26 protein-coding genes are annotated in these 26,999 nt (G+C 40.5%); 3 read left to right on the top strand and 23 right to left on the bottom strand.

Annotated elements, in window-relative coordinates; translation table 11 throughout:
• Positions 1-3: 3 nt before the first annotated feature.
• The 10 genes from CO686_RS02555 to CO686_RS02505 form a co-directional block, all read right to left on the bottom strand.
• The gene (locus CO686_RS02555) at positions 4-1,314 is read right to left on the bottom strand and encodes a glycosyltransferase family 2 protein (RefSeq protein WP_000625365.1); all 1,311 of its coding nucleotides are present in this window, start codon (positions 1,312-1,314) and stop codon (positions 4-6) included.
• A 141-nt stretch (positions 1,315-1,455) separates the two neighbouring features.
• Positions 1,456-2,235, bottom strand: a complete 780-nt coding sequence (locus CO686_RS02545) for a hypothetical protein (protein ID WP_049500900.1) — start codon at positions 2,233-2,235, stop codon at positions 1,456-1,458.
• On the bottom strand, positions 2,232-3,389 hold the full coding sequence (gene wecB / locus CO686_RS02540) for a non-hydrolyzing UDP-N-acetylglucosamine 2-epimerase (protein ID WP_007521309.1): 1,158 nt from the start codon (positions 3,387-3,389) through the stop codon (positions 2,232-2,234). Before wecB ends, CO686_RS02545 begins: the two co-directional genes overlap by 4 nt.
• Positions 3,390-3,826: 437 nt before the next feature.
• Positions 3,827-4,336 (bottom strand): GNAT family N-acetyltransferase, encoded by a 510-nt coding sequence (locus CO686_RS02535; protein ID WP_025172573.1) that lies wholly within the window; start codon positions 4,334-4,336, stop codon positions 3,827-3,829.
• A gap of 258 nt (positions 4,337-4,594) precedes the next feature.
• Positions 4,595-4,834, bottom strand: coding sequence for a 30S ribosomal protein S18 (gene rpsR, locus CO686_RS02530; RefSeq protein WP_000068664.1), 240 nt, complete (start codon positions 4,832-4,834; stop codon positions 4,595-4,597).
• Positions 4,835-4,865: 31 nt separating this feature from the next.
• Complete coding sequence (ssbA, locus tag CO686_RS02525) at positions 4,866-5,336, bottom strand: single-stranded DNA-binding protein SsbA (protein WP_000609596.1); 471 nt, start codon at positions 5,334-5,336, stop codon at positions 4,866-4,868.
• An 11-nt stretch (positions 5,337-5,347) separates the two neighbouring features.
• The gene (rpsF, locus tag CO686_RS02520; RefSeq protein ID WP_001151782.1) at positions 5,348-5,638 is read right to left on the bottom strand and encodes a 30S ribosomal protein S6; all 291 of its coding nucleotides are present in this window, start codon (positions 5,636-5,638) and stop codon (positions 5,348-5,350) included.
• A gap of 148 nt (positions 5,639-5,786) precedes the next feature.
• Positions 5,787-7,130 carry an asparagine--tRNA ligase gene (gene asnS, locus CO686_RS02515; protein WP_096753458.1) on the bottom strand — a complete coding sequence of 448 codons (1,344 nt, stop codon included), beginning with the start codon at positions 7,128-7,130 and terminating at the stop codon, positions 5,787-5,789.
• A 152-nt stretch (positions 7,131-7,282) separates the two neighbouring features.
• Positions 7,283-8,461 (bottom strand): pyridoxal phosphate-dependent aminotransferase, encoded by a 1,179-nt coding sequence (locus tag CO686_RS02510; protein WP_000777443.1) that lies wholly within the window; start codon positions 8,459-8,461, stop codon positions 7,283-7,285.
• Positions 8,462-8,470: 9 nt separating this feature from the next.
• Positions 8,471-8,947 carry a cell wall elongation regulator TseB-like domain-containing protein gene (locus tag CO686_RS02505; protein ID WP_000776855.1) on the bottom strand — a complete coding sequence of 159 codons (477 nt, stop codon included), beginning with the start codon at positions 8,945-8,947 and terminating at the stop codon, positions 8,471-8,473.
• 119 nt (positions 8,948-9,066) lie between these two features.
• On the opposite strand from CO686_RS02505, the gene CO686_RS02500 reads away from it, so the two are divergent.
• Together CO686_RS02500 and CO686_RS02495 are read left to right on the top strand one after the other, a co-directional pair.
• A complete protein-coding gene (locus CO686_RS02500) occupies positions 9,067-9,513 on the top strand; it encodes a MarR family winged helix-turn-helix transcriptional regulator (protein WP_000816316.1) in 447 nt (148 codons plus the stop codon).
• A gap of 91 nt (positions 9,514-9,604) precedes the next feature.
• Complete coding sequence (locus tag CO686_RS02495; protein WP_000039632.1) at positions 9,605-10,153, top strand: NADPH-dependent FMN reductase; 549 nt, start codon at positions 9,605-9,607, stop codon at positions 10,151-10,153.
• A gap of 31 nt (positions 10,154-10,184) precedes the next feature.
• Here the strand turns inward: CO686_RS02495 and yaaA are convergent, their stop codons facing one another.
• The 7 genes from yaaA to CO686_RS02460 form a co-directional block, all read right to left on the bottom strand.
• On the bottom strand, positions 10,185-10,913 hold the full coding sequence (gene yaaA / locus CO686_RS02490; RefSeq protein ID WP_049500887.1) for a peroxide stress protein YaaA: 729 nt from the start codon (positions 10,911-10,913) through the stop codon (positions 10,185-10,187).
• Positions 10,914-10,989: 76 nt separating this feature from the next.
• Positions 10,990-12,585, bottom strand: a complete 1,596-nt coding sequence (locus CO686_RS02485) for a hypothetical protein (RefSeq protein WP_049500885.1) — start codon at positions 12,583-12,585, stop codon at positions 10,990-10,992.
• An 11-nt stretch (positions 12,586-12,596) separates the two neighbouring features.
• Complete coding sequence (locus CO686_RS02480; protein ID WP_049550533.1) at positions 12,597-13,007, bottom strand: peptide deformylase; 411 nt, start codon at positions 13,005-13,007, stop codon at positions 12,597-12,599.
• A gap of 104 nt (positions 13,008-13,111) precedes the next feature.
• On the bottom strand, positions 13,112-15,808 hold the full coding sequence (locus CO686_RS02475) for a cation-translocating P-type ATPase (protein WP_049500636.1): 2,697 nt from the start codon (positions 15,806-15,808) through the stop codon (positions 13,112-13,114).
• Between the two features lie 210 nt (positions 15,809-16,018).
• Positions 16,019-17,005 (bottom strand): glycosyltransferase family 2 protein, encoded by a 987-nt coding sequence (locus CO686_RS02470; protein WP_049500638.1) that lies wholly within the window; start codon positions 17,003-17,005, stop codon positions 16,019-16,021.
• Entirely contained in the window at positions 16,998-18,029 is a 1,032-nt protein-coding gene (locus CO686_RS02465) for an acyltransferase family protein (protein ID WP_049500641.1), read from the bottom strand. The genes CO686_RS02470 and CO686_RS02465 overlap by 8 nt, the downstream gene beginning before the upstream one ends.
• Before the next feature lies 1 nt (position 18,030).
• Positions 18,031-19,641: a hypothetical protein gene (locus CO686_RS02460; RefSeq protein WP_049500643.1), complete on the bottom strand. Its 1,611-nt coding sequence runs from the start codon at positions 19,639-19,641 to the stop codon at positions 18,031-18,033.
• Positions 19,642-19,797: 156 nt separating this feature from the next.
• On the opposite strand from CO686_RS02460, the gene CO686_RS02455 reads away from it, so the two are divergent.
• Positions 19,798-20,991: a cation diffusion facilitator family transporter gene (locus CO686_RS02455; protein ID WP_096753457.1), complete on the top strand. Its 1,194-nt coding sequence runs from the start codon at positions 19,798-19,800 to the stop codon at positions 20,989-20,991.
• Between the two features lie 53 nt (positions 20,992-21,044).
• Here the strand turns inward: CO686_RS02455 and CO686_RS02450 are convergent, their stop codons facing one another.
• The 6 genes from CO686_RS02450 to CO686_RS02425 form a co-directional block, all read right to left on the bottom strand.
• Complete coding sequence (locus tag CO686_RS02450) at positions 21,045-21,644, bottom strand: hypothetical protein (protein ID WP_049500647.1); 600 nt, start codon at positions 21,642-21,644, stop codon at positions 21,045-21,047.
• Positions 21,641-23,509 (bottom strand): ABC-F family ATP-binding cassette domain-containing protein, encoded by a 1,869-nt coding sequence (locus tag CO686_RS02445; RefSeq protein WP_049500648.1) that lies wholly within the window; start codon positions 23,507-23,509, stop codon positions 21,641-21,643. Before CO686_RS02445 ends, CO686_RS02450 begins: the two co-directional genes overlap by 4 nt.
• The gene (locus CO686_RS02440; RefSeq protein ID WP_070800035.1) at positions 23,506-24,705 is read right to left on the bottom strand and encodes a CCA tRNA nucleotidyltransferase; all 1,200 of its coding nucleotides are present in this window, start codon (positions 24,703-24,705) and stop codon (positions 23,506-23,508) included. Before CO686_RS02440 ends, CO686_RS02445 begins: the two co-directional genes overlap by 4 nt.
• Positions 24,702-25,469 carry a 4-hydroxy-tetrahydrodipicolinate reductase gene (gene dapB / locus CO686_RS02435; RefSeq protein WP_033630048.1) on the bottom strand — a complete coding sequence of 256 codons (768 nt, stop codon included), beginning with the start codon at positions 25,467-25,469 and terminating at the stop codon, positions 24,702-24,704. Before dapB ends, CO686_RS02440 begins: the two co-directional genes overlap by 4 nt.
• Before the next feature lie 264 nt (positions 25,470-25,733).
• Entirely contained in the window at positions 25,734-26,582 is an 849-nt protein-coding gene (locus tag CO686_RS02430) for a DegV family protein (RefSeq protein ID WP_049489761.1), read from the bottom strand.
• A gap of 2 nt (positions 26,583-26,584) precedes the next feature.
• Positions 26,585-26,959: a DUF1149 family protein gene (locus CO686_RS02425; RefSeq protein ID WP_001050092.1), complete on the bottom strand. Its 375-nt coding sequence runs from the start codon at positions 26,957-26,959 to the stop codon at positions 26,585-26,587.
• Positions 26,960-26,999: the final 40 nt, after the last annotated feature.

Genomic DNA, 26,999 nt, shown 5'->3' with positions numbered 1-26,999 from the left:
CTCCTATCCTGCAAACCGTTTGGTTTTAACCCACTTGGTTTCTTTCCGTCGAAGTACCTTATCCAGTATAATAGATGAAATAGAATCAACCGATACGATGATAAAGATCTGAGAATAACTAAAATAAGATGCCAAGGCCAACCAGATTTGTTTAGTCGTCGCTTGTCCAAATTGACTTGCTAATGCCGTCATAATTTGCATCAAATACAGACCAATCATAAGTATCCAGTTGAAGAGCATGAGCTGGGCGATGTAGATATTGTCCGCATCAAAAGCGAATGGAACTCTGACATCTGGTATGAAAAGATTAAGGCAGATAGCTAGCACATTCGCTAGGAAAATCAAATCCGATAGGACAATGGCAAAGTTAAACCAAAAGAAAACACACGAATAGTTAAAGACTTCTAGTTTGACACGCCAGTTTCCTCTGCTAAATAAATGCTTAAAGTTTGAGAGAACAACTTCATAATTTCCTTTCGCCCAACGTTTACGCTGCATATAGTAACTCTTTAAGGTCTCAGGTTCTTGTTGGAAAGCCTCTGAATTATAGGCAAGGGCAATCAATTTACCGCTCTGCATGATTTTGAAGGAAATATCGGTATCCTCGGTTAAGGCACCATTTTTCCAACCACCAATACTCTTTACAAAGTCGGTTTGAATGAGAAAGTTGGTTCCTGGGATACGCCCAATTTTAAAGAGATGCCACATCCCAACGTGGTGCACGCGCTGAGTAACAACGATTTCTTGGTTGATACAACGAGTCAAGAAATTTTGATTGGCATTTCGAGTCTTGTTGCGACCGAAAGATGCCACGTGACGTTCTGGATCCTTCATCACTTCTTTTACAAGGAAATAAAGAGCGTTCTTTTCAGGCATGGCATCCGCATCATAAACACAGATATATTCACCCGTTGCCATCTCCAAAGCATCGTTTAGAACGCCCGCTTTTCCTCCCGTACCAGTACGGTCGATAATAGTAAGATTTCTTCCTGCATATTCAGGCATAGCTTGTACAGACAAACACTCTGCATAGGTATTGTCCGAACAGTTATCCGCAAACAAGAGCAACTCCACACGGTCGTGAGGATAATTCATGTCCAAGATAGCTTTTGTCGTCTGTGCAATAACCACATCCTCATTATGAGCAGGTACAACAATGGTAACCTTCGGATAATAAGGCAAGGGCGAAGTGTCTACACGAAAATCGCTGTGTTTAAACCAAAAGTGAACAGCTGAAAAGAGAATTACCAAGCCCCATGCTAGAGAAATCCAAATTGTAAGCAAGGTAAAAATCATCAGTATTTGACTAATCATGTTTCACCGCCTTAAAATTCTTATTCACCCGATAGTAAAGAATATTATATGCAATAAATAGTATGGCAAAACAAATTCCAAAAAAGAAACTCACTCCCAAAGCAATTCTGAAAAATAGGTCTGTTAGAGTCATTTCCCCTCCTAATATTCTACAATTATATCCGTCTCTAATTGACGTTTCAAATAGCTCACTAAATCAGAGTAATTTTGATACTTACTTTTATTTTGCGAGTCAATCACTAAGTAACCTAATTGAAATTGAATCTCTTGCATTCCATTTTTTCCATGGAAATGCAAAGCCTCTAGATCCTTCACTATATTATTCAAACAAAATTCCTGTAAAGAAATCTGACTATCATGAGATAATATAATAAAATTCCCCTCCGAAAGATAGTAAAGTTTATCATTGTAACTTAGTTTTTGAGCAATTATTTCTTGAATACGAACTAACATGCGATTATATTCTCTCGGATTTATCTGAAAAAATAGGTCCTCATGCGACCAATGAATTAGTACTGACTGTAGCACAGATTCACTTTGTTTATTTATCATAGAATGATAATCTGATTTGGCATCATCTTCTTGATCCTGAACCTTTGAAGCCATTTTTAATAAATAATGTCGAACCTTCATTAGAATACCAAGCAATGTTGGAAAACTGATTAATAAAAGCAGAACTGAAGAATTAGGGATGAAAACTACACCTGCTATTAAAACAATGACTCCCAATCCAAAAGATAAGATAAGTGTCCAAGCAAGGAGTAAATCAGATAAAACTAAAACCGAAAATAAGGCTAAGGCAAAAAACAATAGTTGCTCTAAAATAATAGTTCGAGCATAGAAAAAGCAAAGTACCAACAAAAGAAGCTCACATCCAAGCAAAGTCAGAAACCAGTTTCTAAATCTATACCAATTTTTCATTGTGTCCCTGCTCCTTCTTTAAACTCTGATGCAGATTCACCAAAGCCAAAATAATGTTTAATAGTCTGTACAATTCTTTCTGATGCATTTCCATCTCCATAAGGATTTGGTGCATGAGACATTTGTCTATAGACAGTTTCATCTGTTAAGAGTTTGGTCATCGCTTCTTTCACACAGACTGGATCTGTACCAACTAGCTTCAAAGTACCCGCACGTACTCCTTCTGGACGTTCGGTCGTGTCACGAAGGACAAGGACAGGTTTTCCGAGAGAAGGCGCTTCTTCCTGAACACCGCCAGAGTCGGTCATGATAAAATAGCTTCTTGAAGCCAAATTATGAAAATCAAGTACATCTAGAGGTTCAATCAAGTGAATACGATTGTGCCCAGCCAATATATCGTTTGCTGCTTCTTGAACGACAGGGCTAAGGTGAACAGGATAAACAACTTCAATTTCCTGATGAAGATCAACCATCTCACGTAAAGCTGTAAAGACATTTCTCATTGGTTGACCTTGATTCTCACGACGGTGCATGGTTACCAATACAAGTTTCTTATCTGGGTCCAATTGATCTAGAACTTCATGATAGTAATCCGATTGAACGGTTAGTTTCAAGGCATCAATGGCTGTATTTCCCGTAATGACAATAGCAGACTCAGGGTGATTTTCCTTGAGGAGATTTTCTTTACTCTCACTAGTTGGAGCAAAATAAAGATCCGCAAGGCAGTCAGTCATCTGACGATTCATCTCTTCTGGGAAAGGAGAATACTTATCAAAGGTCCTTAGACCAGCTTCAACATGGCCGATACGCACCTGATTATAGAAAGCAACTAAGCTTGCTGCAAAAGTTGTCGTTGTATCTCCATGAACAAGAATTATATCTGGAAGTTCTTGCTTAACAACTGGATCAAACTTTTCTAAAATTTTTCCAGTAATATCTAAAAGGGATTGATTTTTCCCCATAATATCCAGGTCATAATGTGGCTCGATGCGAAACGTTTCAAGAACTTGATCCAGCATTTGACGGTGCTGAGCTGTCACAACTGTGATCGTCTCAATGCTGTCACTATGTTTTTGCAATTCTAACACTAAAGGGGCCATTTTAATAGCTTCTGGTCGTGTTCCAAAAACAACCATCACTTTCAGTTTCTTCATTATGCTATCCTTCTACTATAATAAAACTTGACACATCAGATTAATCTTTATATCGAATTATTGCGCAAATCAATTAATTTGATTATCTTAATTATTTTACCGTCAATTAATTTATATGTCAAATTTTTCCCAAATTATATTATTGCATTTAATTTAATTTTAACAATTTGTAACCTTTTTGTAACAATATTATTTACAACCTTTAAAAAGCCTTATTTTAGGAAATTTTAAGACTTTTTAAAAGAATCCGTATTTAAAAAAACTAAACCTTATATGTTTTTTTCGATATTTATTTTTAACTTGATAATTCAAACAATCATATTTTACCAATTTGAGGAATAAATCAAACAATTTCAAACAAAAAAATCCCTTTTTCGAATGAAAAAGGGACTATGATTGTTTACTATATTTAAGATTTAAATCTTATAAAATCTGTCTTAAGACAAATTTTTCGACAGATACAAGACCAATTCTCCGATATCTTCACAAACCGCATTCATGGCCGGTTGATGGTTCTGATACCAAACACCCGTCCCATCTGGAATATAGCCTCGTTTGATGTACAATCTCTGGGCAGGTCCATACCCTGAATGGAGCCCAACACCAAGGGTCACCTTATCCGATATGAGCCTAACTCGTTTTTCTGCTTCTTCCAGCAAGAGATTTCCAATACCTTGATTTTGAAAAGGTTCAAAGACATTAAAATCTGAGAGTTCTGGATAGATTTCTGCAAAAGGCCCCTGCTTAGCGCAGGGCAAAATTGAGATATAACCCGCCAAAGCACCCTCAACCTCTGCAACTAAGACTTCTCTCTCCCCACTTTCTTGCTCCTTAAAGTATCGAGTTAAAATCTCCTCTCTACTTGGCCAACCTTGGCTGATAAATCCTCGAGATAGTTCTTTTATGTCAGATTCTTGCATTTTTCTAATTGAACATGTCCTCTTCATAAGTTGCTCCTTTATAGCTTTCTTCTACCATTATAGCACGATAATAAAGATTAAAAGAAAAAACCTAGTAAGACAAAAGAATCTTACTATGTCAACAGGAAATCCTTTCTAACAAAATCCTATAAAAATCTGAAAAAGAGGTCCACCCAGACTGAACTCGCCTTCTCATTTCAAGGCTCGTGAAAAAAAGACCCGTAAGGATCTTATTCGCTTTCTTATTTCCGAGCTCATGAAAAAGAGGTCCACTGGACCTCTTTTTTAATCTTCGTTTACGAAAGGCATCAAAGCCATTACGCGAGCGCGTTTGATAGCTGTTGTTACTTTACGTTGGTTTTTAGCTGAAGTTCCTGTTACACGACGTGGAAGGATTTTCCCACGTTCTGAAACGAAACGGCTAAGAAGTTCAGTATCTTTGTAATCAACATATTCAATTTTGTTTGCTGCGATGTAATCAACTTTTTTACGGCGTTTGAATCCGCCACGACGTTGTTGAGCCATGTTTTTTCTCCTTTATAGTATTAATTGTCCATTAGAATGGTAAATCATCATCTGAAATGTCCAATGGATTGGTTGCTCCGAATGGATTTTCAGAACGTGAAAAGTCTGGTACTGGGTTTGCAGGTGCTGATTGACCAGCAGTTGGTGCAGAATAAGCCCCACCTGTATGTCCTTCGCGCACTCCGCGGCTTTCCAACATTTGGAAATTCTCAGCCACGACTTCTGTTACGTAGACACGTTGTCCTTGCTGGTTATCGTAACTACGAGTCTGGATACGACCTGTGATCCCGATAAGAGAGCCTTTTTTAGCCCAGTTAGCAAGATTTTCAGCCTGTTGGCGCCACATAACGACATTGATAAAATCAGCCTCACGTTCGCCATTTTGACTCTTGAATGTACGGTTTACTGCAAGAGTAAAAGTCGCAACTGCTACATTTGATGGGGTATAACGCAACTCAGCGTCACGAGTCATACGCCCTACAAGTACAACATTGTTAATCATAATCTACCTTCTTACGCGTCAAGTTTGACGATCATGTGACGAAGAATGTCAGCGTTGATTTTTGAAAGACGGTCAAACTCTTTAAGAGCTGCGTCGTCGTTAGCTTCAACGTTAACGATGTGGTAAAGTCCTTCGCGGAAATCTTGGATTTCGTATGCAAGACGACGTTTTTCCCATGATTTTGATTCAACAACAGTTGCACCGTTGTCAGTCAAGATAGAGTCAAAACGTGCTACCAAAGCGTTTTTCGCTTCTTCTTCAATGTTTGGACGAATGATATAAAGAATTTCGTATTTAGCCATTGATATGTTCCTCCTTTTGGTCTAATGACCCCTAGTCTTTGCAAGGGGTAAGTGAGGTTTGCTCACAATTAACTATTATACTAGAAATACTAGTAGATAGCAAGAGAAAAGTGAAAAAAGAAGATGAAAATATCTTCTTTTTACTAGTTTATGGTTTGATACGATGCAACATACGTGGGAATGGAATGGCTTCACGGATGTGTTTGGTTCCAGCTGCGAAGGTTACCATACGCTCGATACCGATACCAAATCCTCCGTGTGGAACTGTACCGTATTTACGAAGGTCAAGATAGAATTCATACTCTGTACGATCCATACCAAGTTCATCCATCTTAGCTACAAGGGCATCGTAGTCTTCCTCACGCATAGAACCACCGATGATTTCTCCGTAACCTTCTGGTGCGAGCAAGTCTGCACAAAGCACGCGCTCTGGATTTCCAGGAACTGGTTTCATGTAGAAGGCCTTGATAGCTGCTGGGTAGTTCATGACAAATGTTGGCACACCAAAGTGGTTTGAAATCCAGGTTTCGTGTGGTGAACCAAAGTCATCGCCATGCTCAAGATGCTCATAGTCAGCATCTTCATCATTCTCATGCTCTTGCAAGAGGTCAATGGCTTGATCGTAAGTGATGCGTTTGAACGGCTCTGCAATGTAGCGTTTCAAGAGATCTGTATCACGTTCCAAGGTTTCCAAGGCTTGAGGCGCACGATCAAGAACACCTTGAAGAAGGGCTTTAACATAAGCTTCTTGCAAGTCAAGTGACTCATCGTGTGTCAAGTAGGAGTACTCCGCATCCATCATCCAGAACTCAGTCAAGTGACGACGCGTTTTTGATTTTTCAGCACGGAATACTGGACCAAAGTCAAATACACGACCAAGAGCCATAGCCCCTGCTTCTAGGTAAAGCTGACCAGATTGACTCAAGTAGGCTGGCGTTCCGAAGTAGTCTGTTTCAAAGAGTTCTGTTGAATCTTCAGCCGCGTTTCCTGAAAGAATTGGGCTATCAAATTTCATGAAGCCGTTCTTGTCGAAAAACTCATAAGTTGCATAGATGATAGCGTTACGGATTTGCATCACTGCTACTTGCTTACGAGAGCGGAGCCACAAGTGACGGTTGTCCATCAAGAAGTCTGTTCCGTGTTCTTTTGGTGTGATTGGGTAGTCTTGAGATTCACCGATCACTTCGATGTCTGTAATATCCAACTCATAGCCAAACTTAGAACGTTCGTCTTCTTTGACAATTCCTGTCACATAAACAGAAGTTTCTTGGCTTAGGCGTTTAATCGTATCAAACTTCTCTAGCCCCACTTCCTCACCGAACTTTTCAATAAAGTTTGGTTTAAAGGCTACACCTTGGAAGAAGGCTGTTCCATCACGCAATTGCAAGAAGGCAATTTTCCCTTTTCCTGATTTGTTGGCAACCCAGGCTCCGATGGTCACTTCTTGACCAACGTAGTCTTTTACATCAATAATTGTTACACGTTTTGTCATAATCTATCTTCCTTTTTTCGTTTAACTTGTCCGAAGACATCATTACCCACTATTTTACCATAAATAGACTGTGATAGCTAGGTTCTACTAGATAAAAATCGCGAGATTTTCGTTACAAAAAATCTTCGCTAAAAAGGCGAAGATTCTAAGTTTTATTTTTCCATAAACTGGTGCAAACGACGAATAGCTTCTTTTAATGTGTCCAAGTCTGTGGCATAGCTGAGACGAACATTTTCTGGTGCTCCAAATCCAGCTCCTGTAATCAAGGCAAGGCCGACTTCTTCGAGAATAGCCGTTGTAAACTCTGTCACATCGGTATAACCCTTCATCTCCATCGCTTTTTTGACATTTGGGAAAAGATAGAAGGCTCCTTGGGGCTTGACAACTTCAAATCCTGGTACTTGGCACAAGAGAGGATAAATGGTATTCAAGCGCTCTTCAAAGGCTTGGCGCATGGTTTCAACAGAGTCTTGCGGTCCAGTCAGCGCCTCAATCGTTGCATATTGAGATACTGCTGTCAGATTTGAAGTCGTTTGTCCTGTTAATTTGCTCATAGCAGCGATAATTTCAGGATTTCCCACAGCATAACCTACCCGCCAACCAGTCATGGCATAGGCCTTAGATACACCGTTAATCACAATGGTTTGCTTGCGAATGGCTTCTGACAAACTAGAAATTGGAACAAATTCGTTCCCGTTATAAACCAGACGTCCATAAATATCATCTGCTAGGATAAGGACATCATGCGCAACAGCCCAATTTCCGATAGCCAAGAGTTCCTCACGAGAGTAGATCATACCAGTCGGATTCGATGGTGAATTGAGAACCAAGACCTTGGTCTTATCTGTACGAGCTACTTCTAACTGCTCTACTGTTACTTTAAAGTGATTGTCTTCCTTGGCCTGGACAAAGACTGGCACACCTTCTGCCATCTTGACCTGGTCTCCATAGCTGACCCAGTATGGTGTAGGAATGATGACCTCATCACCTGGATTGACCACAGCCATAAAGAAGGTGTAGAGAGAGAACTTAGCACCTGTGGCAAAGGTAACCTCATTGGCTGCTACAGAATAGCCATAATAGCGTTCAAAGTAGGTATTAACCGCAGCCTTTAAGTCTGGCAGACCTGAAGCAACTGTATAAAAGGAAGCTCGTCCATCACGAATCGCTTCCACCGCCGCATCCTGAATATTTTCAGGAGTATGAAAATCTGGCTGTCCCAAGGTTAAGAAAAGAACATCTTTTCCTTGAGCTTTTAACGCTTTGGCTCTTGCATCACTAGCTAGAGTGACGCTTTCTTCCATTTCTAGTACACGTTTGGATAGTTTCATATGCCCTCCTTATTGGATCACTGCTCCTGTTTCAAAATCTATCAGATAGTAGTGGTTTCCTGACTTAACTTCCCAAATCGGCTTGTCCTGATAGCGACCAAAAGTGACTTTGTCAATGTCGCTAGCACCTTTTTCCCTCGAAATCGTCGCTGCCTTGTCTTGAGAAATCCCCTTATCAAGCTGATAGACATAAATCTTGTGGTCATTCTTTTCAATCAGTACGGCAATGGCCTCTTGCTTTTTATTATGTCCTAAAACGCTGTAATAACCTTCTAGTCCATTATAAAAATCAACCTGATCTGCCTCTTCCAATTCTGCATACTGCTTGGCTAGTTTTTCTCCCTCAACTCTAGCATCTTGATAGGGTTTCATGCTGAGTGATATCAGATAAAGGAAGGAAGTCGTCATGACTAGTACTACCAGAGCAATGCCGATTCCATACTGTAAAAGTAGCTTGTTTTTTGCTTTTTTCTGTCTTAGTTTCACTCGTCTATTTTACCATCTCTCCTTCTTTATTACAAGTGAAGACGGGAACATTCTAAGAATCTTTTCCTATAAAATGTAAGTTCTTGTTTTTCTCTCTCATTATTGATAAAATAAAGCTTATGAAACAATATTTGAAAGAGAAAATTTCCGATAATCAACTAGACTTAAAAACGGCTATCGTCCTTAATAAAGCCATACGGACTTTTAAACCATATGAAGCCAAGGCTGCTAAAGAACACGGGCTAACACCCACCCAATTTTCAGTTTTGGAAACCCTCTATAGCAAGGGGGAACTGCGCATTCAGGATTTGATTGAAAAAATGCTAGCCACTTCTGGAAACATGACTGTTGTCATTCGAAATATGGTTCGAGATGGATGGATTTCTAGAACTTGCGACCCCAAGGATCGTCGCTCCTTTTTCCTGAAATTAACACCTGCAGGACGCAGAAAAATCGAGGAGGTTCTTCCTGACCATATCGATTCGATTGTAGAAGCACTCAGCATCTTGGAAGATGGCGAAAAGGAAGACTTAATCCAGATTTTAAAAAAATTTAAAAATTTGTGAGCAAAATTATTGCTAATTAGTATCATTTGTTGTAACATGGATGGTAACAAAAGAGTTCGCTCTTTGAATTTTAAACTAAAGGAGACACATCATGTCTAAAAAAGTATTATTTATCGTCGGTTCACTACGCCAAGGTTCTTTCAACCACCAAATGGCCCTCGAAGCTGAAAAAGCACTTGCTGGAAAAGCAGAAGTTAGCTATCTTGATTACTCAGCTGTTCCTCTCTTCAGCCAAGATTTGGAAGTTCCAACTCATCCAGCTGTAGCTGCTGCTCGTGAAGCAGTCCTTGCTGCGGATGCCATCTGGATTTTCTCTCCAGTCTACAACTTCTCTATCCCTGGAACAGTGAAGAACTTGCTTGACTGGCTCTCGCGTGCTCTTGACTTGTCTGATACACGTGGAGCTTCTGCCCTCCAAGACAAGTTTGTTACTGTCTCATCTGTAGCCAATGCCGGTCACGATCAACTCTTTGCTATTTACAAAGACCTCTTGCCATTTATCCGTACACAAGTCGTTGGTGACTTTACAGCTGCTCGTGTCAATGACTCTGCTTGGGCAGATGGAAAATTGGTGTTAGAAGAAGCAACTGCTTCATCACTTGCAAAACAAGCGGACGACCTTCTTGCAGCCATCAACTAATCCAGCAAAAACCAGCTCGAATGAGCTGGTTTTATGCTTGTTTTACAAAGACGAGTTCTAAATCACTTGATAAATCAGGTCGGTAGTCAAAACCTGCAAAACTGAGCTTGCGAGCTTGTTCGACTGTATGGATTTGCCCCTCTATCAAGGCGGTCAAAAAGGCACCACGGGCTTTTTTTGAAATGGTTGAGTGGATTTTCAACTGGCCTGCCTTGTCCTCCATAAATTTGAAGGTCACCATCTTTTCTCTAATTTCCTTCGAAAATACGGTTTCAAACTCTGATGATAGGAGTGAGAATATCAAGTCCTCGTCCTGAAGTGCCTCATCATAGGCTGATTTCCAATGAGTCTTTAGGGTTTTTCTAGCCACTTTTAACTTCATCAAGAAGTCCAAACGGTGAGGAGCCATAGGCGACAAGGCTGGGACAACACCGTATAAAGCCGAGGTAATCAGGACATGATTTTCAAGATAGGTTTGTTCAGCTTCGGTTAACCCATTTCGTTTGATGTGACGATACATGAGACCATCGAAAAGTTTCAAGGCTGGATAATGTTTAGCCCTGTGATCTTTTAAAGCTTGAATATGGCCGTACTCTTCTTCTGCTTTCTCGACAGATACCTTATAAAAAGTCTCTAATTCACTGGCTGAGTAGTGCGCCAGTGAGTCAAGGACTGCCTGACTTTCTTCCCTCAAGGGGAGCGCTTCGATACAAGGATGGTTTGTGTTCATTTCTTTTGCTGTTGGGATTAAAATTTTCATATTGTTAGTGTAGCATATTTTTCAATCACGACCAAGAATTTCATCTTAAAAACCTCGGTTCATACCGAGGTTTCTTTTACTTGACTTTAAAGCTCTTGAGATAGTTATCCTTTCCAACTTGACCTTCAAAAGATTGACCATTTTCGAGGTAAGGAAGGTCGTCTGACACTGAAGCCTTGACCTTATAAATCTTGCCATCAACTTTGAAGAAGTAAACGGTATCCCCCTTGATGACAGCTGATTTAAGATCTGAAACCACTCCCTTGATGTTTTCTACCGTTTCATTATCCAACTCTAGGTCATTTTTATTGGCATATTTGCTGAGGAGTTCATCTACCGTAGCTGCTACGATGACGTTTTGGTACTCCACGGCATCGACCAATGCATATTCCTTGACCAAGCCTGCATTGTCCTTTAAGCCCATGATATAAAGAGGCTTGTCATTGAGATTAACAAGGATAGGGAAGGTAGCCTTGTAGGCCTTCTCTTGCACTGCTCCTTCTGCGGAAGCACGGGCTGATTCTTCAGTTGCTGAAGCTAGATTGTACTTGGTGATTTCACCAGTGCGCATATTTTCAAGGATAAATCCTAGATTACTTTCGTCAGCATTTGCTGAAGTCACTCCCGTGTAGAGATAAATGTCATTTCCGATAGAAAGATAGTTATAGCCCTCTGTCGTTTGGGTAACATTTTTCTTAGAAATCAAGGCATTCCAGAAGCCGTCTTTATACTTGCCGTTGTAGTTGATTTGTTCGATAGTTTCTTCGGCTGGATAGACACGGTCCACCCATTCTGGCACCTCATCCAAGCTGTATTCCTTGGTTTCTCCATTGGTAGCATCTAAGATAATAACAGATGAAGGACGAGGAACTCCTAGACCAAACTGTTTTTGATAAACGGTTGCTACATAGAAGGGATTGCCTTCATCATCCACCTCAAAGGATGGCGTTTTAAAAATCTTGGTTGGGTACTTGATTCGAAGATGACGTTTGACATCACGATTAAAATACTCAGAGTCTGAATACTTCATGGGCGTTTTTAAATCCACTAATTCCGCATTTCCTGTCACCATATCAACCTTGATATACTCACCAATTCCCTTGGACTGATTATTAAACCATTTGATCGGGTCGGCATACTCTAAAGGTGTCACCCGATAGGGCTTTCCATCAACAGTCAGCTGGGTATAAGTATCTGCTGCTACGTACTGGGAGACCTTATCCGTCAGAGAGCCTAGGTAACGGTCACCAATCTTTTCTGCAGTGCTCCGATCTAGGATTGGAACCTTACTGGTATCACTCTTAGGAAAATCTTTAAAATCTTTTTCTGTGATAGACACCACATTAGCATAATTTTTGGCTTGGAAAAAGCTAGAGGTCACTAGGCTTACCAGACCAGCGAGTGCAAAGATGATACCTGCAGTCAGAAACAATCCTCTACTAAGTTTGGTAAAAAGAAATCCTTCTAGATTGAGTTCGTTGGTAACCTTGCCATGGCGTAGGTGAACTGTCTTGACCAAATTGGTACCCTTGCGGAAACTAAACAAAATGCCCATCACCACTAGATGCCCACAGAGAAAGAAGATGAATTCCCAGCTAGTCAGATTGAAGGGTGGTAAAAAGATATACCAGGTCGTCGCGACCAAAACAAGTTCAAAAAGGATGCGTTTCATCTGAGTTCCTCCTAAATAATCCGTCCTTCCAAATGATCCAGTTCATGTTGGCAGATCTGAGCTGGAAAACCTGTTAGCGTAATGGTCTGCTCCTGCCACTTACTATCACGATAGGAAACCGTAATCGTTTCATAACGAGTCGTTGGTCTCACTCCTGTCAAGGATAAACAACCTTCCTCTGTCTCGTAAGGTCCTTTATAGGAAAGGAGAATGGGGTTAAACATAACCATGGGAACTAGACCAAGATTAAAGATAATCACGCGCTTCTGCACACCAATCATATTAGCCGCCAGACCGACACAGGTCTCTAGATTAGCCAGCAGGGTATCCTGCAAATCCTTAGCCAGATAAAGGTCTTCTTGACTTGCAGGTTTCGAGACCTGCGACAAGAATAAGACATCTCGGACAATTCTCTTTTCCATTCTCTTACGCTCCTTACAACTTTACTTTATTATAGCACAAAAGGGGGCAACTTCTAGTCCTTTCCCTCAAATGCAAAAAAAGTCATCCGAAGATGACTTTCTTTTTAAATCGCATTCTTATCAAGACCAAGTTTACGTTGAACAAACTTAACGATTTCGACGATAAGTATCATTGAGAAGCTTCCAGCTAGAACAATACCCCATTGTGACAAGTCCAGTTTGGTAACATGGAAGATACCTTCAAGCGGTTCTACGACGATTGTTGCCATGAGAAGGATGAAGGATACCAAGATGGACCAGTTAAAGGTCTTAGACTTGAATGGGCCAACTGTCAAGATGGATTGGTAAACAGACTTGACATTGTAGGCATGGAATAGTTGAATCAAACCAAGGGTTGCAAAGGCCATAGTAAGGGCATCCGCATGAATGGCATGATTGTCACCCACATGAACTGGGTAAGCAATTGCAAGTCCATAAACACTCATAACAATAGCTGCTTGGAGTACACCTTGATAGATGATAGAACTCAAAACACCACCTGAGAAGAAGCTTGACTTACGTCCACGAGGTTTGTGGGTCATAACACCTGGCTCAGCAGGTTCAACACCAAGAGCGATAGCTGGGAAGGTATCGGTTACCAAGTTGATCCACAAAAGATGAACTGGCTGCAAGACGTCCCAACCAAACAAGGTTGATAAGAAGATAGTTAATACTTCAGCAGTATTGGCAGAAAGTAAGTACTGAATGGTCTTTTGAATATTTGAGAAGACCTTACGTCCTTCTTCAACTGCGACGATAATGGTCGCAAAGTTATCATCCGCAAGAATCATGTCAGAAGCTCCCTTAGAAACCTCTGTACCAGTGATTCCCATACCGATACCGATGTCGGCTGTTTTCAGAGCTGGCGCATCATTAACACCGTCACCTGTCATGGCAACGACCTTACCTTGGTTTTGCCAAGCTTTCACGATACGAACCTTGTGCTCCGGAGATACACGCGCATAAACAGAGTATTGACCAACGACTTTTTCAAATTCTTCATCAGAAAGTTCGTTAAGCTCAGCACCAGTCAAGACACGGTCTTCCGAGTCATTTTCATCGATAATTCCCAAACGTTTGGCAATAGCTTCTGCTGTGTCTTGGTGGTCACCCGTAATCATGATTGGACGGATTCCCGCTTCCTTAGCGACACGAACGGCTTCTGCCGCTTCGGCACGCTCAGGGTCAATCATCCCAATCAAACCAGTAAAGATCAAGTTGTTTTCAAGCTCTTCAGAAGTAAGATTTTCTGGAATACTATCTATAATCTTATAAGCACCTGCAAGGACACGCAAGGCTTGGTGAGCCATTTCCGAGTTGTTTGTATGGATTAATTCAGTGACTTTCTCATCAATCGGAGCAACATCTCCAGCCTTATCACGAGCAACACAACGTTTCAAGAGTTGATCTGGAGCCCCCTTGACTGCCACGAGGAATTTACCATCTGGCAATGGATGAACCGTTGACATGAGTTTACGATCTGAGTCAAACGGTAATTCAGCTACACGAGGATATTTCTCTAAGAACCCTTTAACATCGTAACCCTTGTCCAAGGCATACTGGATGAAGGCTGTTTCCGTTGGATCCCCAATCAGGTTTCCTTCAGCATCAATCTTGGTATCGTTGGCCAAGACAACAGAACGAAGTAGGGGCATGTCCAAGCCAAGTTCAATCTCATCAGCTGAGTCATGTAGGACTGCGTCATAGAAGACTTTCTCGACTGTCATCTTGTTCATGGTAAGTGTACCAGTCTTATCAGAAGCGATGATTTCTGTTGAACCAAGTGTTTCGACTGCTGGCAACTTACGAACGATAGAGTTTCGTTTGGCCAAAACTTGAGTACCAAGGGCAAGAACGATCGTCACGATAGCTGGGAGTCCTTCTGGAACGGCTGCAACAGCAAGCGCAACAGAGGTCATCAACTCACCAAGTGGATTTTTTCCTTGAATGAAGACACCAACAACAAAAGTAACAAGGGCAATGACCAAGATAGCATAGGTCAAAACCTTAGAAAGGTTGTTCAAGTTTTGTTTGAGTGGCGTATCTGTCTCATCCGCATCTTGGAGCATGCCAGCGATATGACCCACTTCAGTATACATACCTGTATTGACAACAACACCAAGACCACGACCGTAGGTCACGTTTGAGTTTTGGAAGGCCATATTGACACGGTCACCAATACCAGCATCTGCAGCGAGTTCTACAGTCAAATCTTTTTCAACTGGAACAGACTCACCTGTCAGAGCTGCTTCTTCGATTTTAAGAGAATTAGCTTCTAGCAAACGTAGGTCTGCTGGCACTACATCACCTGCTTCGAGAGCTACGATATCACCTGGTACCAATTCTTTGGAATCAATCTCAGCCATGTGTCCATCACGAATAACGCGAGCAGCTGGACTAGACATAGATTTGAGGGCTTCGATGGCTTCTTCTGCTTTTCCTTCTTGGTAAACACCAAAGGCAGCGTTGATGATAACCACAGCAAGGATAATGATGGCATCTGCGATATCTTCCCCACCAGAAGTTACGACTGACAAGATAGCCGCAGCAACTAGGATGATAATCATCAAATCCTTAAATTGCTCGATAAATTTGACTAGGAGAGATTTTTTCTCACCCTCTTCCAGTTCATTGCGTCCATATTCAGCTAGGCGTTTCTGTGCTTCGCTAGACGAGAGACCTTGCTCAGTTGCTTCAACCGACTTCAAGACCTCTTCAGGACTTTGAGTATAAAACGCTTGGCGTTTTTGTTCTTTTGACATGTGTCTCCTCCTTGACATTGTGTGCAAAACAAGTTCTCTTTTAGTTTTATGACAAACAAAAAGAGACCTGTTAATCATAACAAGTCTCGCTGTTTAAGATAGTGCCGGAAAACATACTTTTCAGTATACAATTCGGAATGACGACACTATCACAGGTTTCTGCCAGCTACTCCCTTGAGTAGTACTATTATATCAAAATTTGAAAAGTTTTCAAGGGTTAAAATCAGATGAAACACTTTCTGAATCAAAAGTACGTTCACTGATAATATATCTAGGACGACGTTTTGTTTCCAGATAAATTTTTCCAACATACTCACCAATTACACCCAAACTAATCAATTGAACTCCACCAAGTAAGCTAACTATTGCATAGGTGCTCGCCCAGCCAGCCACGACTGTACCAGCAAACTTACTCCATATAACCCAAATAATCAATAGAAAACTAAAGAGTGACGTCAAAACACCAAGACTTGTAATCAACCGAATCGGTTTTATTGATAAACTTGTAATACCATCCATAGCCAAACCAAGCATTTTAGACAGTGGGTAATGGCTCTCACCAGCAATTCGTTCATGTCGCTTATACGATACGTAAGAATATTTAAAGCCAACTAAAGGCATTAAACCACGAAGAAAAAGATTGACCTCAGGGAATTTTTCTAATTCCTTCAAGAATCTTTTAGAAACCAATCGATAGTCAGCATGATTAAAAACGACTTCTGCTCCGAATAGGCGTAAAACTTTATAAAAACCTTCAGCTGTAATTCGTTTAAAAGCAGAGTCCGTATCACGGTTATCACGTACACCGTAGACAATTTCAGAACCGCTTTTATATTCTTCAATCATTTTATCCATACAATTGATATCATCTTGTCCATCGGCATCAATAGTAATGACAATATCAGCAAACTGAATGGCCTCATACATACCTGCAAGTACACTACTTTGATGACCTCTGTTACGACTTTGCGATACACCAACCACAGAAGGGATAGATTTAGCATAACTTTCTATCAGTTCCCAAGTCCGATCCTTACTACCATCGTTTACATACATAATTTTACTATGGCAGTGGATTTCTTCTTTCTTTATTAATTGTTCAATTTTTTCAACAAACATTGGATTAGTATGCGGTAAGACTTGTTCTTCGTTATAACATGGAACAACGATATATAAAATTGGCTTGTGTCTACTCATCTCTTTCTCCTAATCTTTTTATCCCAAAAGGAAAGTTGGTTCCTCTAAACATCCTGACTATCAATTCACAGCCCAAAATTGTTAATATAACTACAAAAACTGTCGTTATATATTGATTAACAAAAATTCCAGTATATTTCGTAGACAATTCTTTAACTAATTTTTCTACTAACACCAGAACTATCGGCGAATGTACTCCATAATAAATCAACGTTTTTTGGCCGATTGATTTCAAAATGGAACTCTCTGGAATTGTTTTAAAAAATATAAGAACACTCCAAATTCCTGAAATAGCTGCCAAGTAAAATAAGAAATGATTCCCAATTTGCTGATAATACAAATCAACAATTTGATAGCCACTCACTCGATAGTTTAGTTTACTGCTATAATTGGTAAGAATAAGTCCAATCGGTAAAAGGTAAATTGAAAAATACTTTTCTAATTGATGTAAATTATTCTTAGTCCATACTCCCAGCAAGATGAAAATCAGAGCAACAGGAACTAAATCAATATTCCAAATTAAATAATACTCCCTCTCATATACCTTCTGTCCGAGATAGACCAAAACCAAGAGAGATAAGATTATTATCACCCACTGGCTCAAATTCCATCTTCTCTTTAAAATAAAGTAACTGAAAACATGAGCCAAAAACATCACATTCAAAAACCATAATTGAAAATAAATATGCAAACGATCTGAAATCAGTAACTGTTTTATAAAATGAAGAATATCAAAACTCAGAACCTGATCAGGGTACATAACAAAAAGTTGAAACAGAAAAACAAAACTATTTAGCAAGAAAAAAGGAATAACTAAACTCTTTACCTTATTTAAACAATAGCCTGAGAAGGTTTCGTATTTTCTAACATTCAAAGTAAAACCAGATAAGAAAAAGAACAACGGTATGTGGAATGAATAGAGAAGCAACTTTGCATTGTTTGGAACGAAGCTACTATGTCCAATGATAACTAATATAATTGCTAAACCTTTAGACATATCTATGTAACCAATTCGGTTCTTCATACTATCCTCCTGTTCCTAATTTTAAACGATAAACGCTCATATCTGAAGTGACAGATTCAACTTCCTCAAAGTAAACATCCTTCTGATAATGTTCTTTCATAATTTTTTTAACACTATCCATATTCCCTGAGGAAGTGGACCAAAAGAAGAGAATATTCTGATTGTTGATTGCAGAAGACAACAGATTTTCAGGTTCTTCAACTCCGTATCGTTTCATTTGTTCATAATAATGAGGAGAAAAAGTTTGCCAATTTCCTAATGTAGTTGTATTTGTCACTAACTGATTGGGTCTTAATTTAAAAGTTGACAATGTAGGCTGTGAAGAAACCAAAGTGCCATATCCACCAAAAACAATAAGTTTATCCGAATTCCTCTGTACAAGATTTTGGTACTCTGAGACTACTGACGATTGAATATAGGGAAACCAATACAGTTCTTGTCCAAGCTGATTTATCCATACTGCTCCTCCTAGTATTCCCATTATTTGTAAGCTAAGGAACACCTTCCTCTTATCAAATAAACATCTTTTTTCATAAAATGATCGAGCATAAAAAATAAATACTAATAAGAAACATACTATTAGAGGGATATATACGCGCTCTACTACCCTCTGTCTAACAAAGAGAGCTCCAATTAAAAGTAAGGGGGAAATCGGTACAAACCATCCGTATAGCTTCTTAGGCTTAAAAATCAAGAACCAACTAATCAGTACTAAAGAGAAGGTTGTCAGTATACTATTCTTAAAAAAATCTGATATCATCTGAGGCAGATTAAACGAGTATTTCTCTGAGAGGGAGCGAACAGATTGAATGTTTGTTAAAAGAGTATTGCTTAAGGCTTTTTTTTCAGCAAATAACCAGTAGGTGGAGACATTCAAATCATTCTCACTTACTCCCAAAGCTTCAAATTCATTCGCATGTCTTTGATAATCAATAGCAGGATAATCTCTCAAATTCGTACTTAGGGCATTCCATGTCAAATACTCCTGTACGTCAGCTTTCCCTAGTGTATATAGTTTATTGGAAGCAAAAATCAGTAAAATGACGCTAAATAATAAAACAACTTCTTTTCTTTTTTTAGAAGATATCCACTCAAAGAGCAGAAAAGGGAATAACAGTAAAATAAAGCTTGATATAATTTGAGGTCGAATGGATAAACCAATGAACAATAGTGATAGTCCTGAAATGTACCTTTTGTCAAATAGTAAAAAAGTTGCTGCTGTAGCTGATAAATATGCGATAACGGAAAAAGAAAAATATTTAATAAGTATCAATTGGGCTAAAAACACAATTGGAAGCAAAAGATACAGTTTTTTCTTATAAAAAAAGATAGCATAGACACCAAAACTAATACAATAAATACTAACTAAAAAGATAAAAAAAATATTCCAATCAGTAAAAATTTTTTGAAGAAAGACCAACCCTGTAGATAATAAAATTCCTACATAGGGTAATAGCATATTATCCCCAGATAATATAGTTTGATTCACCATGATATCATCTACTACAGGATATTCAAAACCTCTCATCGATATATAGAGATAAAAAAATAAAAATGGCAAAAATAAAAAACTTAAGCTAAGTAGCCTACTGACCATATTTTTATTTATCATTACAAGCTCTCTTTCGAATAAATATTACTCTTCAATTCTACCACATTTCCTTATAAAAAACTAGCTTACCTCCAATCTTGTAAGCCTATATCGTTTGAATTTTCCTTTGAAAACCAGTATAATGTAAGAATACTATATGCCTAGAAAGGAAGTCCGATGAACCAATCCATGTCAAATCTCAAATTGGCAGAGCGCGGAGCCATTATCAGCATTTCGACCTACCTCCTCTTGTCTGCTGCAAAATTGGCAACTGGCCACCTCCTGCATTCTTCCAGTTTGGTGGCAGATGGTTTCAACAACGTATCGGACATCATTGGAAACGTTGCTCTCTTGATTGGGATTCGGATGGCCCGCCAACCTGCAGACCGTGACCATCGCTTTGGTCACTGGAAGATTGAAGATTTGGCTAGCTTGATTACTTCCATCATCATGTTCTATGTTGGTTTTGATGTGCTTCGGGACACCATTCAGAAAATCCTTAGTCGGGAACAAACACCTATTGATCCTTTGGGAGCGATTCTAGGAATCATTTCAGCAGCGGTCATGTTTGCTGTTTATCTCTATAACACACGCCTCAGTAAGAAATCCAAATCCAAGGCTCTCAAGGCAGCTGCTAAGGACAATCTTTCCGATGCTGTCACCTCGCTTGGGACGACCATTGCTATCCTAGCCAGCAGTTTCAATTACCCTATCGTGGATAAATTGGTCGCTATCATCATCACCTTCTTTATCTTAAAAACAGCCTATGATATCTTTATCGAGTCTTCCTTCAGTCTTTCAGATGGTTTTGATGACCGTCTGCTAGAGGACTACCAAAAGGCCATCATGGAGATTCCAAAGATTAGTAAGGTCAAGTCCCAAAGAGGGCGTACCTACGGTAGCAATATCTACCTTGATATCACCTTAGAAATGAATCCCGACTTATCAGTCTATGAGAGTCACGAAATTGCGGACCAGGTCGAATCCATGCTGGAAGAGCGTTTTGGAGTCTTTGATACCGATGTCCATATCGAGCCAGCTCCCATACCTGAGGACGAGATTTTAGACAATGTCTATAAAAAACTGCTCATGCGTGAGCAATTGATTGACCAAGGAAATCAGCTAGAAGAACTCCTTGCTGAGGACTTTCTCTATATCCGTCAAGATGGAGAGCAGATGGATAAAGTCGCTTATCAAGCCGAAAAAGAACTTAAAGCTGCTATTAAGGATATTCAAATCACTTCCATTAGTCAGAAAACCAAGCTCATTTGCTATGAGCTAGATAGCATCGTCCATACCAGTATCTGGCGTCGCCATGAGACTTGGCAAAATACTTTCCACCAGGAAACTAAAAAAGAAGACAAACAGTGACCCTATCCAGTGGATAGGGCCTTTTTGATTATTCTACTTTAAGCAAAGACAGACTATGACGGTTTGGAAGATTTGCTTTTCGAAGCTTGTTTTGCCTCTTTTCTTGCTTGACGATTTTGTTCGATACGCCATTCTCTTTCATAGTACTTCATGATCTCATAGACCCTTTCAGGAAAATCTACATCTAGTAGAATGATAGGGATGATCAAATCTGCTGACGGATGAAAAGGGAAACACCTTCTCTTCAGTAGAGCTAGAAGTGATTGGGATTTCACATTTTCCTTGTTTTTAAAATAAACTTCAATCCGATAGGAATTCCTATACTTTCCTCCAATCCGAGAGAAGGAAAATTCCTCTACATCTGCCCAAGCATAGAAATGACTGGGTTTCTTTGGATTCGGTTTGTAGTAAAACCCCTCAACTGTGAATCTCAAATACTCCTTATCCAAGCTTAACAGTCTGTATGTCTGATAAATGACTACTCCAGCACAAAAGAGGACAACTAGCATAAACAAAAGACTTATCGCATGAAGTTTGCTCCCCTTTTCCGAATACGAATAGAGATAAGATAGAGGTAACAAGACGAAAAGACCGAACAAGGTATTCCAAATGATTTTCTTGGGACTACGTTTAATGATTTTTTCTTCCATCATGCCAACTCACTTAGGTATTCATAACGTTCGTATTTTTCAAGAAGTGCTTCGTTTTTCTCGTCTAGCTCTTTCTGAAGCGTCGCCAATTTGCCAAAGTCAGAGCCATTTGCCTGCATTTCTTCTTCAATAGCAGCGATACGATTTTCCAAGGCTTCAATATCGCCTTCAATGCTTGCCCACTCCTGCTTTTCTTGGTAGGTCATGCGTTTCTTGTCTTCACGGACCTTGACCACTTTCTCCTTTTCGGCCTTTTGCACTTGATTGGCCATCTCTGTTTCAAAGGCTTTTTCATCAAGATAGTCGGTGTAATGGCCAAAGAAGGGAAGAATCTTGCCATCCTCAAAAGCGAGAATCTTGGTCGCTACCTTATCCAAGAAATAACGATCGTGGCTAACTGTCAAGACAGGACCTGCAAAGCCCCGCAAGAAATTTTCCAAGACTGTCAAAGTCGCAATATCTAGGTCATTGGTCGGCTCGTCCAAAAGAAGAACATTGGGTTTTTCCAAGAGCAGTTTGAGGAGATAAAGACGCTTTTTCTCTCCACCAGACAATTTCTCAATCAAGGTTCCATGCGTCGAACGTGGGAAGAGGAACTGCTCTAGCAACTCTGCAATGGAAGTCGTAGAACCACCACTGGTCTTAACCTCTTCTGCTACTTCCTGCAGGTAATTGATAACGCGCTTGCTTTCATCTAAACCTTCAATTTGTTGAGAGAAATAGGCAATGCGAACCGTCTCACCGATGATAACTTGACCTTTAGTCGGCTCAAGACTTCCTGCGATGAGGTTTAGAAGAGTTGACTTCCCGACACCATTATCCCCAACGATTCCGATACGGTCTTTAGCTTGCACTAAGAGATTAAAATCTTGCAAAATGGGCTTGTTCTCATAAGCAAAGGAAACATTCTGAAACTCGATGACTTTTTTCCCAATCCGACTTGTTTCAAAGTTCATGGTCAAGTCTGTTTCAGCAACGCCACCTGAAACTTCTTTTTTCAAATCGTAGAAACGATTGATACGGGCCTGTTGCTTGGTCGCACGGGCCTGTGGTTGTCTACGCATCCAGGCTAATTCTTGCTTATAAAGTTGTTCCTTTTTGTGGAGAAGTGCTGCATCACGCTCATCTTGTTCAGCCTTGAGGCGAACATAGTCCTGATAATTTCCCTGATACTCGGTCAAGCCTGCTCGGTCCAACTCGAAAATCCGCGTTGATAGCGCATCTAGGAAATAACGATCGTGGGTGATAAAGAGAACTGTCTTCTTAGAATTCTTCAAAAAAAGAGTCAGCCACTCAATGGTCGCAATGTCCAGGTGGTTGGTCGGCTCGTCCAGAAGCAAGAGGTCGTGGTTTCCTAGGAGAACTTGCGCCAACTGGACCCGTCTTCTGAGACCGCCTGACAATTCACCAACTGGAGTCGACAAGTCCTGAATACCTAGCTTACTGAGGACCGTCTTGACCTGGCTTTCAATTTCCCAGGCTTGGAGAGAATCCATCTCTGCCATGACCCGTTCCAAACGAGCCTGCTTGTCCTCACTGTAATTGAGCATGATTAACTCATACTCACGAATCAACTGGATTTCCTTGAGGTCGCTAGAGAGAACCGTATCCAAGACCGTCTTGCTATCATCAAAATCAGGATCCTGTGTCAAGTAGCCAATCTTATAGTCATTCTTAGCAGAAAAAGGACTGACATCCCCATCAAAGCCAGAAACGCCAGAAAGGACGTCTAAAAGGGTGGTCTTACCCGTCCCATTGACACCTATTAGACCGATTCTATCCAAGTCATGGATGATAAAGGAAATATCCTTAAAAACGGTCTTGTCACCAACGGATTTGCTTAGTTTTTCAACGATAAAATCACTCATTTTTTCTCCCTCAGGTAAGCATGGATAGCTTGACGATCATTTTCCAACTCTCCATCGACAATGGCAAACTCAATCTCTGTTAAAATCTCTCCCAAGTCTGGTCCTGGCTGGTAACCATATTCCTTAATCAAAATTCCACCGTTAATCTGAATTTCTTTCTTGTCATGAATGGTCAAACTATGGTAAGTTTCTTTGATGGTTTGTGGGTTGACTTCTTTCCCTTGGGCCTGACGAAGACTTTCAGCTTGTAGAAGGGAATGCAAGTCAAATCGGTAACAATCGCGCTTGCTCAGCTCACCTTCTTCTCGCAAAGCCAAAATAGTCAGCAAATCCTGAACCTGCTTAGCAAACTGGCGTGAGGTTTTCCAAGCTTTCAAAAATGGCTGTGCATCTTTAATCTCCAAAGCCCACAAGAGAGCTGCCCAGGCTTGTTCGGAAGACTCAAAAGTGAAATCATTCTCCAAATCAAACAGTCTGTTGAGCTTGTCCTGGCTTCCTGCCATATCTGGAAGATAGTCATAAGCTTGACTTTCAATCATGGAAGACAGACCCACTCGCCAAAAAGGTGCCAGCAAGAGTTTATCAAACTCAACGAAGGTGCGCTCTACAGAAATTTTCTCCAAGAGTGGCGTCAAAGCCCTCATCGCCTCAAAAGTTTCTGGCTCAAGTTCAAAACCAAGACTGGCCTGAAAACGAAAACCACGCATTATGCGCAGAGCATCTTCATTGAAACGCTCACTAGCCACCCCAACCGCTCGCAAGACTTGGTTTTCCAAATCTTCTAAACCATGGAACAAGTCAATGATTTCGCCTGTCTCATCCAAGGCGAAGGCATTGACTGTGAAATCACGGCGCTTGAGGTCTTCTTCTAGCGAACGCACAAAGGAAACCGCGCTGGGCCTGCGATAGTCCACATAGACATCCTCGGTCCGAAAGGTGGTTACCTCATACTCTTCATCCCCATCTAAAACCAAGACGGTTCCGTGCTCGATTCCAATATCGGCTGTTCGCGGAAAAATCTGCTTTGTCTCCTCTGGATAGGATGATGTCGCGATATCCACATCGTGGATGGGACGATTGAGGAGGGCATCTCGAACAGAGCCTCCAACAAAATAGGCTTCAAAGCCTGCTTCTTTAATTTTTTCTAATACTGGTAAAGCCTTCTGAAATTCAGAAGGCATTTGCGTTAATCTCATAATAAGTGTTCTAATCCATAGACAAGCTCATGACGCTTGACAACTTCTTTGATTCCCAAATTGACTCCTGTCATGAAGGAGCTGCGATCATAGGAGTCATGACGAAGGATCAATCCTTCTCCCTGATTGCCAAAGATAACTTCTTGATGAGCTACTAAGCCTGGCAAACGAACTGAGTGGATCCGCATGCCATCAAAATCAGCACCACGGGCACCAGCAATCAATTCTTCCTCATCAGGCGCACCTTGTTGGATAGACTCTCGCACTTCCGCCATCAACTCAGCCGTTTTAATGGCTGTTCCGCTCGGAGCATCTTTTTTCTTGTCATGGTGGAGTTCAATAATCTCCACATTTGGGAAATATTTAGCTGCTTGTGCTGCAAATTGCATAAGCAAGACAGCACCCAAGGCAAAGTTTGGAGCAATCAAGCCACCCAAATCTTGTTCACGGGAAAATGCTTTTAGTTCTGCAATTTCGTCACTAGTGAATCCAGTTGTTCCTACGACAGGAGCAAAGCCATTTTCAAGGGCAAAACGCGTATTTTCGTAAGCAACGGCTGGTGTCGTAAAATCCACCCAGACATCCGCTTCAAAACCAGCCAAGTCAGCCTTATCATTAAAGACAGGAATCCCCTGCCACTCTGACTCAGACTCAAAAGGATCCAAAACTGCGACCAAGTCCAAGTCTGGATCAGCCAAGACCATCTGACAAGCAGCTTGGCCCATTTTTCCCTTAAAACCGGCAATAATTACTCGAATACTCATCTCTACTCCTGTCTAAGATACAAAGCCTGTAAGAACACAAAGTGAAAATAGGAGTTCTGATCAAGGAGTGTCTACTCCTTGGAAGAACTATATTTTTCACACAGGGTTCCAGGCGTGTTCAATTATCAAGATACAAAGGACGTTAGCTGCCCATGAAAAATAGGGAATGGCGCTGACTTTCCATGAAAGGCAAGACAGACATCTTTTTTCAAGAGGCAGGTAGGCCGTGTTCAATTGCTAAGATACAAAGTCTGTAAGAACAATTTAGACGATTGGTGTATAGCTCAAGGCGATACTACCTTCTCCAAGGTGGGTCCCAATGACACTACCAAAGGTTTCAATTGGAATTTCAGCAGTCACACCACTCTCCATCAAAAGCTGACGTAAATCCGCTGCCTTTTGAGGAGCGTTCCCATGGATGACTGTTATACGGTAGTCCCCATCTTTTGTCAACTCCTTGATGATTTCCACCAAACGTTTGATTGCTTTCTTTTCTGTACGAACTTTTTCGTAAACTTCAATCACTCCTTGGTCATTAAAGTAAAGAATAGGCTTGATACTGAAGAGATTCCCTAAGATGGCAGCACCATTTGACAAACGTCCTCCCTTAACCAAGTGGTCGAGGTCATCTACTATGATAAAGGCTGAATTATCAGCAATTTGGATAGCCAACTTCTCCTGAATCTGGGCAAAATCATCGCCTTGTTCTGCCCATTCAAAGGCACTCTCTACCATAAATCCGAGAGGGGAACTTGTGATATGGGTATCCGGAAAGGCAATGGTCAAGCCATCATACTCATCCAACATGTATTGGATGTTCTGATAAAAGCCTGAAATTCCTGACGAAAGAAAGAGTCCCAAGACATGGGTATAACCCTCGTCTTTCAAAGAACTAAGAATCTCATCCAATTTGGCAATACTTGGTTGACTAGTTTTAGGCAATTCTGCAGACTGAGCCATTTTTTGATAAAATTCCTCAGCAGTTAGATTGACACCTTCAACATACTCCTCTCCATCGATATTAACAGGAATATCCAAGATAAATAGATTCTCTCTTTGCAGCGTCTTCTCCTCTAAATAGGCTGAAGAATCTGTAATGACAGCTAATTTCATGACTAAAACTCCAAATTGATCCCTGGAAGATCCAAGGCGATTTCTGTTACTTCATACGTCAAACGATTGAGCATGTTCAAACATGGACGTGCCAAGGTTTCGACTTCTTCTTGGTTAAATTCGCTTGGTTCGTTAACAATACGACCTTCCACATGGTTAACTTGAGAAATCGTTCCACTGATGACAAATTTGTCAAAGACAATCATGAAACTCAAGATAACGACTAAAGAAGTCACTTGATTTTCTTGGTCATGTTGGAGCAACTGAAAGTTCACGTCTACCTTGGTTTCAGGAGCTCCATTTTCATTTTCCCATTCAAAGTTACGAGCATCAAAGTGATACTGGCTAACAAATTCTTGTTCTCGTTTAAGATTCATTTTTCTCTCCCATTGCTACAATTTACTATGCAATTGTACC

The sequence above is a fragment of the Streptococcus oralis genome, assembly GCF_002386345.1.
Classification (GTDB): Bacteria; Bacillota; Bacilli; order Lactobacillales; family Streptococcaceae; genus Streptococcus; species Streptococcus oralis_S.
The sequence above is the reverse complement of the archived record's forward strand: the minus strand, read 5'-3'. Positions and strand labels throughout refer to the sequence as shown.

Coding starts and splice junctions, on each gene's coding strand:
- CO686_RS02555 (WP_000625365.1), bottom strand. CDS start 1,314: ATGATTAGTCAAATACTGATGATTTTTACCTTGCTTACAATTTGGATT.
- CO686_RS02445 (WP_049500648.1), bottom strand. CDS start 23,509: ATGAGTGATTTTATCGTTGAAAAACTAAGCAAATCCGTTGGTGACAAG.
- CO686_RS02465 (WP_049500641.1), bottom strand. CDS start 18,029: ATGAAGAACCGAATTGGTTACATAGATATGTCTAAAGGTTTAGCAATT.
- rpsR (WP_000068664.1), bottom strand. CDS start 4,834: ATGGCTCAACAACGTCGTGGCGGATTCAAACGCCGTAAAAAAGTTGAT.
- ssbA (WP_000609596.1), bottom strand. CDS start 5,336: ATGATTAACAATGTTGTACTTGTAGGGCGTATGACTCGTGACGCTGAG.
- CO686_RS02480 (WP_049550533.1), bottom strand. CDS start 13,007: ATGGAAAAGAGAATTGTCCGAGATGTCTTATTCTTGTCGCAGGTCTCG.
- CO686_RS02510 (WP_000777443.1), bottom strand. CDS start 8,461: ATGAAACTATCCAAACGTGTACTAGAAATGGAAGAAAGCGTCACTCTA.
- CO686_RS02430 (WP_049489761.1), bottom strand. CDS start 26,582: ATGAAATTAGCTGTCATTACAGATTCTTCAGCCTATTTAGAGGAGAAG.
- CO686_RS02475 (WP_049500636.1), bottom strand. CDS start 15,808: ATGTCAAAAGAACAAAAACGCCAAGCGTTTTATACTCAAAGTCCTGAA.
- CO686_RS02455 (WP_096753457.1), top strand. CDS start 19,798: ATGAACCAATCCATGTCAAATCTCAAATTGGCAGAGCGCGGAGCCATT.
- CO686_RS02460 (WP_049500643.1), bottom strand. CDS start 19,641: ATGATAAATAAAAATATGGTCAGTAGGCTACTTAGCTTAAGTTTTTTA.
- CO686_RS02470 (WP_049500638.1), bottom strand. CDS start 17,005: ATGAGTAGACACAAGCCAATTTTATATATCGTTGTTCCATGTTATAAC.
- CO686_RS02495 (WP_000039632.1), top strand. CDS start 9,605: ATGTCTAAAAAAGTATTATTTATCGTCGGTTCACTACGCCAAGGTTCT.
- CO686_RS02425 (WP_001050092.1), bottom strand. CDS start 26,959: ATGAATCTTAAACGAGAACAAGAATTTGTTAGCCAGTATCACTTTGAT.
- CO686_RS02485 (WP_049500885.1), bottom strand. CDS start 12,585: ATGAAACGCATCCTTTTTGAACTTGTTTTGGTCGCGACGACCTGGTAT.
- wecB (WP_007521309.1), bottom strand. CDS start 3,389: ATGAAGAAACTGAAAGTGATGGTTGTTTTTGGAACACGACCAGAAGCT.
- dapB (WP_033630048.1), bottom strand. CDS start 25,469: ATGAGTATTCGAGTAATTATTGCCGGTTTTAAGGGAAAAATGGGCCAA.
- CO686_RS02440 (WP_070800035.1), bottom strand. CDS start 24,705: ATGAGATTAACGCAAATGCCTTCTGAATTTCAGAAGGCTTTACCAGTA.
- CO686_RS02545 (WP_049500900.1), bottom strand. CDS start 2,235: ATGAAAAATTGGTATAGATTTAGAAACTGGTTTCTGACTTTGCTTGGA.
- CO686_RS02535 (WP_025172573.1), bottom strand. CDS start 4,336: ATGAAGAGGACATGTTCAATTAGAAAAATGCAAGAATCTGACATAAAA.
- CO686_RS02500 (WP_000816316.1), top strand. CDS start 9,067: ATGAAACAATATTTGAAAGAGAAAATTTCCGATAATCAACTAGACTTA.
- asnS (WP_096753458.1), bottom strand. CDS start 7,130: ATGACAAAACGTGTAACAATTATTGATGTAAAAGACTACGTTGGTCAA.
- yaaA (WP_049500887.1), bottom strand. CDS start 10,913: ATGAAAATTTTAATCCCAACAGCAAAAGAAATGAACACAAACCATCCT.
- rpsF (WP_001151782.1), bottom strand. CDS start 5,638: ATGGCTAAATACGAAATTCTTTATATCATTCGTCCAAACATTGAAGAA.
- CO686_RS02450 (WP_049500647.1), bottom strand. CDS start 21,644: ATGATGGAAGAAAAAATCATTAAACGTAGTCCCAAGAAAATCATTTGG.